Source organism: Candidatus Nitrosocosmicus agrestis, assembly GCF_008389435.1.
In the GTDB taxonomy this organism is placed as follows: domain Archaea; phylum Thermoproteota; class Nitrososphaeria; order Nitrososphaerales; family Nitrososphaeraceae; genus Nitrosocosmicus; species Nitrosocosmicus agrestis.
On sequence record NZ_VUYS01000012.1, the window covers coordinates 36,357 to 49,041 of the forward strand.

Sequence of the window (12,685 nt, forward strand, 5' to 3'; positions counted from 1 at the left end):
CAAGCCTTTCGAGTATCTTATTTTATTGAGAATTCTTTAAATCTTTTGAGATTAAATTGGAAAGATTGAGGAAATTATTTGACGGCTTTATTTCCACTTTATATCATAAAATTATTATTTCATGGCATTAAAATTAAAGATAGGGTTTATGATATAATATTATTTTATTTTTAGGTTATTGAATGGTTAATCTCACCAGAATTCAAAATTATCTTTAATAACAAAGTAGTAAAGGCATTAATAAAGGTCTCAAGAGCCTCTCATGCTTTTGTATCTTTGTTTGTGCAAAAGAATGGTAAGACAGAATTGAGTGCTGTCAACAAGATTTTTTTTACAATTGTCAGGATATTCCTTTTAATGTGGTACAAGATTACCAAGACAATTATTCATTCTCTGTACTATGATTAAATACTTATCACATGAATGTAACCTTTACTACTTTCTCTTTCTTTTTCTTTGGTTTGTCGTTCTTAATGATCTCCTTGAGATGACTGACTGATTTTCAAGTCAAGGATCAGACCAGATTCATTCCTCCATCTGTCCGCACAGACTGGGATCTTATGATAGTAATGAATTGACCTATCTTTGTCAACGAGAGAATTATACTTATTCTTGACCTAGATTATCATTTTTTAGTCTGAGAATAGATTTTCTTGTACTTTTTGCATCTATAACCATCTCATGTGTCGTGAATCAATACCATATTGTTCTACATTAACTAATGGAGACAGGTTCAAGACGACTATGAATATGCTCAAAGCCTTGATTAGAAGGGTTAAGTGGACAGATGAAGGGTATGATATAAATACTGTGTACATCGCTATTAAAGCCTTTTAAAATCCTCTAAAAACATATCCAGAAAAAAATGGCCCTAGATATCGTTGACTTTTACACTATACGTAGGTCAATAATTGACGAAAGGAAAGATACAAATTTATGATTCTCAATCTAGAAAATTTTCAATTCATTTATATTTTTAAATTCTCCGATATCATCAATGTATTTTTATTTTAGAGATATCAACATAGCATTAGTAACACTTGTATCTGCATTGAGCGTAGCACTGTTGGTGTCATATGCACCAATTAATATTGCTATAGGTCAGTCAAATGATACACAAACACAAAATGGATTAAACGAGACTGTTGACTATACTGGTTTTCATTCAAATATTGAACAAATAAATGGACATATTGATAAGGCGGTAGATAATAAAATTGCAAACAATCAAAAACTGACTCTGGCACATACTGAGCATCCGATAGCAGAAGTGCTGAGCTTAATTACAATCCCATTAAACGAATCAAATAGTGAACTAAATCAGACATATTATGAAAATCTCTTTAACCTTGATAACTTGGCCAAGCAAAACAGTACTATTGCTGACTTTGAGAATCAATCAATTAAATCGCTAGATTTATCTGATAATGTCATTTCAACCGTTATTCCTTCAAACATTTTACTCTCCAGCGAACACAATGCAAGCGTAGTAAAAGACTTGTTAAATACCGCCGGCTCTGAGTATGCGGAGGGAGTTGCTGATGGTAAATTAGTCCAAATAGTGGAGTTCCAAGATGGGTCCTCTTTTATCAATAGAGCATACTTGTTATTTAATGACACACAAAATATTTCAAATGATGCCAACAAAATAACATTATTACAAACAGATTTTGCAAACTTGACAGATTCAGTTAACAATCTTAAAGACCCATCGGTAATTGACCAAATGATAGTAAAGATCAATTCAGAATTGGGAGGCGAGAACAATCAAGCTAATGGTACATCAACCCAATCTGACGAGCAGCTTACTTCAGGTGATTATATTGCAAAAATCCGTGGTCTATTGGATCAAGTGATTTCATCTTACGAAACAAACGATAAGGTAAAGGCCAAAGAACTGGCAACTACCGCCTATTTGGACAACTTTGAGTTTATCGAAGCTCCAATAGGTAAAGAATTATCAGACAAAGGTGAATCATTGTTAAGGGAAAAACTTAGAGACCAAATAGATTCAAACGCTACACTGTATGAGATAAAACAAAATATTGCAGATATCAACGCAGTACTGGATGATGCAGCAATAGCTTTATCAAATTCAACTGCACAATAACCATCCAAATTTTTTACCTTACAATCACATTTTGTTTATTTATTTATTTATTTATTTTGTATAATGGAATAAGCTTGTCTGAAAAATGATGATTAGGATCGCTCTTAATATCTTTTTAGATACCGAATAACCTAAATTATTGTAATGTAGAATGTGTTGAAATGATTCTGAATATATGATATATATTAATTACTTTAAAGAGTGATACAGCATATAGGATATATTTTTATTGTTAAGTGGAACGTTGACTAAAACTCGTAATAAACAAAGGTAGTTAAAAACCATTATCATAGTCTTAGTTTGACATACTACCTAACTAATGGTCATACAAAGGGATTAATCATATGAGTATAGATTTTCGCGTCATAATACGTTCGATCGAGTATTAAATTATCAAAACTATCTAAAATCTTTGATGCTATCTGAGGTTGAGCCAAACCAAAAGTGGTACTTTTTTTACTTTTTATTCTGATTATTATATTGTCGTTTAACAGTCTTTTAATATTCCAAGATGTTGTTGACGATGCCTTATTGATATGGATTTTTATTTCTGTGAAACTCTTTTCCTTGTAAACATCATATAAAAACAAGATTATTTGCCTAGTAGTTTTGTTTTTCAAATATCCTATTATTGAAAAATATTCATCTGGAATCGATGTAGAATAATATCTCGTTATTTTGCCATTTGAACGCCTAAAAGACTTTACAAGATCCTTTTTTTCTAATACATCAAGAGAGTATGATAAAACTCCATGATTAAATTTTGTGGTTCTTAACAGATCATTGTATCTAATACCTGGAGTGGATAAAATTATTTGATATATTATTGACCTAAATTCATTTGCCTTGGTTTTATACATGTTTATTCATTCAATCTGCTTGTTAGACAATGGTTCAAAGTTCATTAATTCATGATAATAATATCTGTAGAAAAAAATGTGTGTGTTAGTGTGTTAATTTGTAGAGTAAAAAAGGTTGTTGTCCCTTCCCGATATCTAGTTCCAATCAGGTGTTATAGTATTTTCAGTGGGCTTTTCCTTCAGAATAAATGCTGTAGTTCCCAATACATTCTTGATTCCCCAATGTACGAATTCATCTGAACCAATTGGGATTGGTGCATCGGCTTCGACATAAGAAATACCCCTGTTGTCTAATTCTTCCTTAACAGCGTCATATCCCATTCCACCTGTGGCTGGAACAAGTATAACTCTATCAGCATCATGTTCGGCTAATGATTGTTCTATCTTGTCAACTGCTGCAGGTACTGCGATCTCCATAAGATCAGGCCAGTCTTCTCTTGCAGTAACTCCAAAGGCATCAGCGTAACCGATTTTTTGTTGAACATATTTGGCAGCACTTGTTAATTCCTTTGTTTGAGCCATGTCATTTAAGTTAGACTTTGCACCATGACCAATATTTACAAATATTTCATTTGCTGGGTTACCATTATTTTCTGAATTGGCCTTTTCTGCAATTTTAACAAATATTTCTCTCAAGATTCGGTCATCTGGGCTTGCAGGTCTTGAAAAGACAAGGGTTGCATCGCTTGTTTGGCTTGCTGGAGTAGTCAGCATTCCCATGTATCGACATCTATCTGGACCCTCTGGCGGATTAGGACAGTACTTGTATTCTTCTATCCCACCAAAGTATCCCCTTGTCACGTTGTGAATTACTGTTGAATCTGGACCAAATAAGTCAGAGTACATAAAGATAACGTATTTTACTCCCCTATCATCGAGTTTTTGCAATCCTTCATCCCAGTTATATGGCATATGAGTTATGATCTCGGTTGGGTATCCAAGTTTCTCAAGAGCTGCTTTGATTGGCTCGGTCTTCTCCGGATCATGGCTTCCAGGATACCCTAGACCGTGTGTATATATCAATACACCTATCTGGCCAGTAACACCACTACCCATTCCATTACCTGGAAGAGGGATAAGATCTCTAAACATATCCAAAATTTCGGAAACATCCATATTCACAAAATTTCCAAGATCTATAGATGAAAGCTTTTGTTGTGCTTCATCCAGTTTCTCATTAATTTTCGTATTTGCTTCGTCTAATTGAGAATTACCAATTATTGATAATCCAAATGAATTTACACTTTGTGCAAATACTGATGATTGAAACCCTAATACCAATAGAGTTAACACAACAGTTGCACCAATAGTAGTAACGTTAGTTCGCACAATAACTTTTTGACAAAATAAAATATATAATAGACATACGATTCTAAATCTAGAAAGTATATTTGTTTATGAAAAGGTATAGTAAGTTTGTTTGATATTAAAGTTAGAATGAATATGACAATAAGTTTCATAAGTAGAATGTTTGTAGAAATGAAATAAATAAGATAGTATTATCTAATATTTAAATAGAAAAAAACAGTTTGATTTAAAGAGAAGATTTGTTATAATTGATGCTCATCGTCTTAAGTAATTGTTTTAAAATTCGGGCAATTATTTGCATATCTGATTAGATTATTGTCCCTAAATAAGGGATTAAACCAACACGCAGCAATTGAGCAAGAATTTTCATACAATTTTTTTGTATATTCTCTATCGAGGAAACAATTCAGAACTTTATAAAAATGTTATCCAAATATAAAAAACAACATAATACACCATACACCATACAGTTGAAAGTATAACTGAAGTGAAATAATTATGATGCCATTTTTACCTAGTATTCTTGGATGTAGAATCTCAGAATTCACATTATTATCTGGTCTCCTTTGCAAGGAAAAAAATAAAAAGAAATCTTTTGCTATCAAACTAGTCATTTATTCTCGTCATGATCATTAAAAAAATATCATGATATTGTAATTGATAATTAAATCAAAATAACATAACAAAAAATTGGATGAATAGTGCCAAGAAAATATTTATTCTGTTATTGACCCTGTTATTGACTGATTTCCAAAATGGTTATCTATTTCGGTGGGGTCAAAGTATACTGAAATATCGTTTTCACTTAGTGTAATTGTTGTTGGTTCATCATCAACAGGACCTTCCCTCATTGTGATTGTAATGGTGCCGTTTATTTCCGTTGTATTATTTTGATTGTCTGATTGTTCTGAAATCTGTAAGTTATTATCTCGTGTTCGTGAGCCGCTGATCCGTCTGGTTTTGCCATGTCAATAACTGCTTCAAAGGTAGGTGATGACGAGTTAATGCCAGTCAATGACCAGTTGCCTGTGTTAATCCATTTATGGCTACCTGTTTCGTCTGTCTGAGTGTGATTAAAAGTACCTGTTTTTGTATCATTCTGTTGCTATGCATCTGCGACTGGGGAACTAATAAGCGAGGTTGTTGTAACTACCAAAACTATGAACTGTCGCAAATGCAATTGAACTATTTTGTCTTTGTAAGTCCTTAAAAATGTCCATATTGCTGTTAAAAAATTCATAATATATCAATATTCCATACATTATCTATACCGACAATTATTTAGTATCTATTTTCTTGGGTGGCTAATCAATCACTATATTTTGTCGCTTATTAAAATTCCTGGTAACATTATAGAAACTGTCAATTATTTATGTTATTACTGCAGTATATTCATTAAAAGAGCTCGACTACTAATCGGGCTGGCGACTAGATATGTGATTGCTACAACTCAGAATTTTCTGTAAGTAAAAGTCTCGGTTAACTTTAGTATGAGTTAACAAATTGTTCATTTTGAAATAGGTACTTCTCGCCTATGCGAGGTGACTTTTATGGGTGGTAGAATTCGATCAAATTTGCTTCTCATACTGTCGACTCTACTACCTTTAATAATAACACTATCTAATAATTCATGCAGCGTTACTAAATAAAATACAGATAACCTCGCTTTTTTCTTCAAAAGAATTATCCAGATAATCTAGTTCTATTTGCAAGTAATTAGAAGGAAAATAAGTTCAAAATTCTTTTTTGCTTCATTTAAATCATGAATAAATGAAAATATGTGTTGTAAAGGCTCTGTTCATTTAACGAAATCTTATAGCTTGAAGATGTTCCATCTCTTTTGTGAATACTAGAAATAAAACACCTTCAAAGTATGTTTACTATGGGTTGCATTTGTACTTTTCAGGTCTTTCTCTTAGGAAAACATCTGAAAGATTATCTCAAATATACCAGAGAAATCATGTTTCCATCTGGAATTGGATTCAAAAGTACAAACCGCTGAAGATACGGGTTAGGAAAAGGAAAATTCTGGAGTATATTGTAGATGAAACTTTGATCATGATTGGTTCTGAATACATCTGGATTTGGGTTGCAATCGAGCCTGAAAACAGGCAAATACTCTCGCTATCCATATCTAAAGAGAGAAACATGTTTGTTGCTGAAAGATTTCTGTCAGGGTTAATTAGGATTCATGGAAAACATGCTATATCGACCGATGGTGGAACCTGGTATCCGCAAGCTTGTAGATTCCTTGGACTAGAACATCACATTCATTCATCGTTTGAAAAAAGTATCATTGAAAGAACAGTGCAATACATCAAGGACAGAACCGAAAGTTTCGATGATTACTTTCCATGCCGACTGGAAAACTGTAAACTAAAACACGTTATAATTGGGTGAATCTTTTTGTGTGTAACCACAATAAGGATATAATGACTTAAGTTAACAGAGCCATTCCGTGATAATAATTTTTAAAGTAAACTTAGAGATGTGTGAGAATTGATAAACCCATGGTACTGAACTCATCTCTAGGAGCCGAATAGAGATGGCTTTTTTTGTATTGACTTGACTTTATGTCTTTTTCGGGATCTAAGTAAAGTGTCTGAGATAACAAGTTATAAAAATACTGTTTATTTTTTAATTTAATTATAAAGGAGGGTTTATAAGTGGAATACCAACACCCTCCTTAGCTACAGTTGCCCCAAATTAATGGTTTTGACCTGAGAGTACTTTACTATTATTAAAAAAAGTATTTAACTATTGATCTATTTTTATGGATACTCGTCTCTCATCTACAACCCATCTACTGTCATGGAATTTTCCCAATCGTGCAATGCAATTCAGTAAATCTTAAATATATTAATAATAGAAATAACTTTATATCAAGAATACTTTTGAAATCCTGTCCCTTAGTTTATTCATTTAGTATTCTTTTATCAAAACATCCTTCTAGGTTATAGTTCATTCCTTAATCAAGTATTGATACATGTTTTGATTGCAAAGATAAAACGCTAAACGAATTGTAAGAGATTTCAAAATTATTGGATAAGGAAGAGAAAAAATATGAAAAGAAAATCAAAAATTAAAATATTAAAAGATAATGATAAAGAAAGCGACAGTTATACGTTTGTAGAAAAATCAATCGAAATTTCCACTTTTGAATCAAATATCAATCAAGAGCAAATAGGATTTGAAGAGAAAGGAGAATCGCTTGATTTAGATAAAATATACAAAAAGAAAAAGGTATTAACTAATCAAGATATGGCAAAGTCTTCAAGAGGACTAAAATATACTAACCCTTCTCAACGTAATCATTCTTCTGTTTATGAATAGTGAAATCCTATACTTTCCTTATACTCCAAAAATCTTCAGATAATAGAAAGATAAAAGCTACATGATTTTATAACACTTTTGTTCAAAGGTTTACTAATATTGGAAAGCTTTATGGATTTATTTTTAGATTACCGAAATCACAGTATTAGTAATTCGGTTAATAAATTCTTTAAAAGTAAAAGTCTAATAGGTTTTTGAATAATTTTATATATTTTTGCTGTTTCATATTCTGGACAAGCCTTTACTATACCCATATCATAAGCCGTTAGCATTACAATTTTTACCATTATGTTCAATTGTCTTATTTGTGTCGCCAATACAAGACCATTCATCTTTGGCATTCTCCAATCAGTTATAATCACCACAATTTCAGAACTATTAAGTTTAAAATATTTGAAACCTTCGAAAGGATCATTAAAGGCAATTACATTATAACCTATTTTAGATAGATACTCCTGTATCATTTTCAGAAAATCTAACTCATCATCTATGATCAATATCTTCGGGTTCACAGGAATAAATTTGAAATTAGCTTTGGAAATATATAAAATTATTCCTACTATTACGTTTTAAGGATTAGATATGACATAATGTTATCATTATTAATTGTCTGATTCTAATATCTTGTGAATTGTTCCCTTCTCAATTTTGCAACACTAGACCTATTTGATCTAGCACTTCGTTTTCTAAGTCTGCCACGACAACTATAACATCTAAATTCATCCGTATTATATGCAATCTCACAGGTAGTATATTTTGAGTCAAGCCCTAAGATGTAAGCAGCATTGATATTCTTTTCATTTCAGCAGAACCCATTACAATAATTCATTGCAGGTTAATCGCGCCCTGATAATTTCAATCGCCAATATATAAAATTAATTTAATATGTTTGTGATTTTTAATTATTTAATTATGATTTGAATTTATATATGAAATAACCTAGGAAAAATTGATGAGTTGATCATACAAATTGTTCGGAATATTTGTAATCCATAGTCCAGAGTCATGACCTCTAAATAATAACAAAAGCAAAGAAATCTTTAAGGAGATTTACAATAAACTAAAGTCAAATTCTGATAAATATAGAGTCCAAGAAATTAATGGATTTTACATGTCTGTTTTAGAACACGAGTGGTTTATTTTAGTCCAAGCAAACAGTGCCCATGATATAGAACAGCTTTGTATAGAATCTGGAATTTCTTCATACAATACCGTAAAGATTGTGCCATTAACTGACTATCAGGATGTATTGAATAGAATCAACAATCAGAACCAGTAAAATGATCTATTCATTTCTTAAGTTTATATTTCATTAAACAGGAACGCTATGGGCTATAAGGATTTATTATTTTCTAAATATAGTTTTACACTTTTTAGTTATTCAAATGTAATTACATAATTCATTTATTGATTTTTTATGACTTTATAAATGATTGAAATGCTTGTAATTTCTTATAAATTTTAAACAATATTATGACATCTATCAATTGTTATGGATATATGACTATTTAGAACCGAAATAGATATTTATTAAAATATTATAATTTGTTGTAAAACCATGTTAGGATGTGACAGAGGAATTTTTTGATGCGAAATACCATGATCCAATTTATGTCTCGAAATTAGATCGAAATACACTTGAAAAATTGGGAGTTACCCTTGACAATGATGAATGTTATTCAACGCGCTTTGTAGATGGGATACGGTTTAGAGAACAGTTTATACCTCTTGTATTTTGTATTGATTGTGATAATAAAAGTTGCGATATGGGTCCGATGCCACTTTGGCATAATAGACCTCTCATGATCCGGTGCCCTGTTTGTGAATATATTTATTTTCCCTTATCCTAATTGGACAAAATGATTTGTAGATTTATTTGTTAATTTAGTTAATAATCTGTTGTTTCTATTTATTGACGTCTAATTCAATTAACCTGAATCTCAAAAGAATTATTCGTGATGAGATAGGATAACTCCCAATAATAGTTCTATGTATGGTGAATTTATATCCTTTAGGTAGCAAATTGCTAATGAATTTTACAATGGTTTTAGCATGCATATTAGCACAACTAACAATTATTTTCACAGGTTTGTAGCCATCAATAATTTTTATTATCGTATTGAATTCGTGAATTCCAGCATAGGATTGATGTGTTGAGATTGGAGATTGTATTACAAATTTGATAAGAGGACTAGTGTCATCTAATAAGCTATACTCATAAATACACATCATCATTTATTTTGAAATCAGAAATATCTATAATATACAAATACAAAAAGAGTTCATACACTTAGCATGTTTAACATATAAACAAGTTTTAGATTCGTTGTTGTTGTTATTAGTCATGGTTCTAGATTCCCATTCTTTCCTGTTCTATTATCTCAACTGATATATCCTCATGGTATGATATATTTTCTTTCTCTGGTTCTCCACTTAAGTTTCTTTTGGATTTTGTTTTGTAGTTCTAACAGTTTATCATGTAATTTATTCAAGGATTGTAATATTTCTCTTAAACGTTGAGTAGTAATACTCTAAATTTACCCCTCTCTTTTCTGAGTTGCAAATTAGTATTGTCTATTATTTCCATATCTCTGTATCTTTCAAATTCCTTTATAACGTGTTCTATATCCTCTAATCTTGCTTGTTTATGATTGAGGGTTTTTCTTATAGTTGCATTCTCTTCATCTTTAAAAGATAGTTCCCCATTACTAGAAAGTTCGTCTAGTGTTGTTTCCTGGTTCTCGACCTTGACTAATTCATTATAATGAGGATTGTATATTAATTGATCCGCAATTAGGACATTGTAGTTTGTTGCCCTCTCTTATCTCTTGTAGCATTATATTTTCGCAATCATCGCTTAAGGGTATATCATTTTCTATGTCTATTTCTGATTAATCCTCTCTAGTCGTGTTATCTAGAGGTGAATTAGTCTCATAAAATTTAGAGTTTGACATGTTGTTTGTTCCTTTCCTAGGTAATTCTTTCTCTTTGTTGTTTTTACATAGACATAGATCATACAAAAAGCAATAGTATTTGTCGCAATTATGACAGTATACTTGAGTTATATTATATTGATTTCATTGTTGAACTTTGAAGTCTAAGTATCGATCGATAATACTCATTATTGATTAGTTAATACCTCTTCGGAATAAGAGGCGACATCTTTTTCTTACGTGGATTCCTGGATCTCCTTTTTCTTAGTAAAGTATTGCAGCAGTAGCATCTAGGGCTATTTGTGTCTTAGGCTATCTCACAGACAGAACATTTAGAGTTATGCAGTCTACCTGCAATTCCCTGATAACTGCTTTCGCTATAGCATTTACCTTTACAAAATGAAACTCCCATTTCTTTTTCTAATACATTTTTACCCGAGGCCTAATTATTTTAGCTTTTAAAGAATTCTTAGCTCTTGGAGTTCTTTTTCTGAGTCTACTTTTGCAACAATAGCAATGCAGCGCATTGAGTCTGTGTCTAAGACTATTTCACATCCAGTGAACTTCGAGTTTAGATTTTAATATTATACTACATTGATTTTTTTTATCTTTTCAACAATTACCCTGACAGAATCCACATATGTTAGTTTGATACCTCTTCTTGTTGTTTGAATCTCACTTCGTAAACCATCCAATCATTGGTTAGAAAGTAACATTTTGTTTTTAGTTTCTTTATAGTCATTACTAGTTTATCGTCTCATGTTACGAGTATTTTGAATGAATTTAGAAATCGTTTGAAAGTAATGGCATTTACATTATCCTTTCGTATAATAAGCATATGAGTTTAGCAAATGTCGTATTAGGATCTAATTCTATGTGTTATCAGGTCATCAAAGTCATATTTTATTTTAGACATGTTGTTAAGAAATCAGCTCCTTAAATCCCTCGTATCTTTTGAGGTATTCCTGTCCCTTTACACCTATGGAGTAATATCTGTATGTTAGGTATTCACTTTTCAAATTATCCTCTGGAGATACTTCCCTGATTAGTTTATGCTTGACTAGGAATATTTTGATATTACAGTTAGTAGTTATGCTATTCACGAATAGAGGTATTGTTGGAGTCTTTTGAGGACCTGATAAACAGATTCAATAGTTGCTCCCATATATCCGCCTCTATTATTTGAGGCATAAGATTTTGTTATTTAGTAAAATCTCTTGATATACCAGACCCTTGCAGATTATTGCTTTTCTTATCAAAAAAAGTAGAGATAGAGTCTAATTCTTTGAGATACATTAGCTTACAAAACTCCTGCAGCTCTTTTGGCCTGAATTTGATGCATCTCTTTATCTGTTTTTGCTGCTTTGATCTGCATTGTTTTGGTATGAACCAATAAAAAGAACGTTCTCTCTGATTTACTAGATACTTCCTTTAACATTCTGATTGTGTCCTGTTGTAGTTTGAAAACCTCAACTTTTTTGTATCCTTCCTTTGCAAGACTTTCTCTATCTACATCTTGTAACAATACTCGATAATTGCTATTTTCTACATTGAGTCTCCTATCTTCCTCAGCCATTAAACCTCCTTTCACCTGATTGAATTTCTTTGACCAACTTTCTGTTTGCTGTCTTGCTGTGTCTCTATCCTCTACTAATTGATTCATGGTTTGGGTCATCTCATCCATCCTTGCCTCCATTGCTCTAAACTCTGGAGATTTATCAGAGAGAAAAGCAGTAGTGGGAGTAGTAGGCTGTCGATGATGTTGTAGACCGTTTGCAGGGTTTTCCAAAGTCTCTTCTTTATCATCTGCAACTTCAATATCAGCCTCTTTTTTCATCTGTGAGAATGATTTTCCTCCGTATATTTCGTCTAGTGTATTTTCTGCATTTTGATCTGTTGTCTCACCGTTGTTAGTTACTAAAAGAGGTTTTTTCTGCTCCACTGTCACATTTGCGGCCCTAGGGCCGCAAATTGGATCCCTGACTTTGTTTGCATTTTTATACTCGTCAGGGAGAATCTTTCTCACATATCGTTCCTTAATATCGTATTTATCAACATCCTTGCAAACTTGCACAAATAGTCTCTTTAGGATGTCCTGATTCATCCAGAATTTTAGCAAGCCTTAGAATCTTGTCTTTTTG

General features: G+C 31.8%; 11 protein-coding genes. 5 read left to right on the forward strand and 6 right to left on the reverse strand.

The window, feature by feature from the left end:
- Window positions 1-997: 997 nt before the first annotated feature.
- Entirely contained in the window at window positions 998-2,110 is a 1,113-nt protein-coding gene (locus tag F1Z66_RS08850; protein WP_149863256.1) for a hypothetical protein, read from the forward strand.
- A 323-nt stretch (window positions 2,111-2,433) separates the two neighbouring features.
- On the opposite strand, the gene F1Z66_RS08855 is transcribed toward F1Z66_RS08850, so the two are convergent.
- From F1Z66_RS08855 to F1Z66_RS15465, 4 genes are all read right to left on the reverse strand, one after another.
- Window positions 2,434-2,970 (reverse strand): winged helix-turn-helix transcriptional regulator, encoded by a 537-nt coding sequence (locus F1Z66_RS08855; RefSeq protein WP_149863257.1) that lies wholly within the window; start codon window positions 2,968-2,970, stop codon window positions 2,434-2,436.
- 135 nt (window positions 2,971-3,105) lie between these two features.
- Window positions 3,106-4,299: a hypothetical protein gene (locus tag F1Z66_RS08860; RefSeq protein ID WP_149863258.1), complete on the reverse strand. Its 1,194-nt coding sequence runs from the start codon at window positions 4,297-4,299 to the stop codon at window positions 3,106-3,108.
- A gap of 695 nt (window positions 4,300-4,994) precedes the next feature.
- Window positions 4,995-5,129 carry a hypothetical protein gene (locus F1Z66_RS16255; protein WP_255437907.1) on the reverse strand — a complete coding sequence of 45 codons (135 nt, stop codon included), beginning with the start codon at window positions 5,127-5,129 and terminating at the stop codon, window positions 4,995-4,997.
- Between the two features lie 20 nt (window positions 5,130-5,149).
- On the reverse strand, window positions 5,150-5,293 hold the full coding sequence (locus F1Z66_RS15465) for a hypothetical protein (protein WP_154670527.1): 144 nt from the start codon (window positions 5,291-5,293) through the stop codon (window positions 5,150-5,152).
- An 827-nt stretch (window positions 5,294-6,120) separates the two neighbouring features.
- On the opposite strand from F1Z66_RS15465, the gene F1Z66_RS08865 reads away from it, so the two are divergent.
- Both F1Z66_RS08865 and F1Z66_RS08870 read left to right on the forward strand, forming a co-directional pair.
- A complete protein-coding gene (locus F1Z66_RS08865; protein WP_149863259.1) occupies window positions 6,121-6,678 on the forward strand; it encodes a DDE-type integrase/transposase/recombinase in 558 nt (185 codons plus the stop codon).
- 663 nt (window positions 6,679-7,341) lie between these two features.
- A complete protein-coding gene (locus F1Z66_RS08870) occupies window positions 7,342-7,611 on the forward strand; it encodes a hypothetical protein (protein ID WP_149863260.1) in 270 nt (89 codons plus the stop codon).
- A gap of 137 nt (window positions 7,612-7,748) precedes the next feature.
- Here the strand turns inward: F1Z66_RS08870 and F1Z66_RS08875 are convergent, their stop codons facing one another.
- Entirely contained in the window at window positions 7,749-8,123 is a 375-nt protein-coding gene (locus tag F1Z66_RS08875) for a response regulator (RefSeq protein WP_149863261.1), read from the reverse strand.
- Between the two features lie 599 nt (window positions 8,124-8,722).
- Here F1Z66_RS08875 and F1Z66_RS16075 point away from each other — a divergent pair.
- On the forward strand, window positions 8,723-8,890 hold the full coding sequence (locus tag F1Z66_RS16075; RefSeq protein WP_201448617.1) for a hypothetical protein: 168 nt from the start codon (window positions 8,723-8,725) through the stop codon (window positions 8,888-8,890).
- A gap of 289 nt (window positions 8,891-9,179) precedes the next feature.
- Window positions 9,180-9,461 (forward strand): hypothetical protein, encoded by a 282-nt coding sequence (locus F1Z66_RS08885; protein ID WP_149863262.1) that lies wholly within the window; start codon window positions 9,180-9,182, stop codon window positions 9,459-9,461.
- Between the two features lie 2,383 nt (window positions 9,462-11,844).
- Here F1Z66_RS08885 and F1Z66_RS08890 read toward each other — a convergent pair.
- Window positions 11,845-12,618, reverse strand: a complete 774-nt coding sequence (locus tag F1Z66_RS08890) for a hypothetical protein (RefSeq protein ID WP_149863263.1) — start codon at window positions 12,616-12,618, stop codon at window positions 11,845-11,847.
- Between the last annotated feature and the right edge of the window lie 67 nt (window positions 12,619-12,685).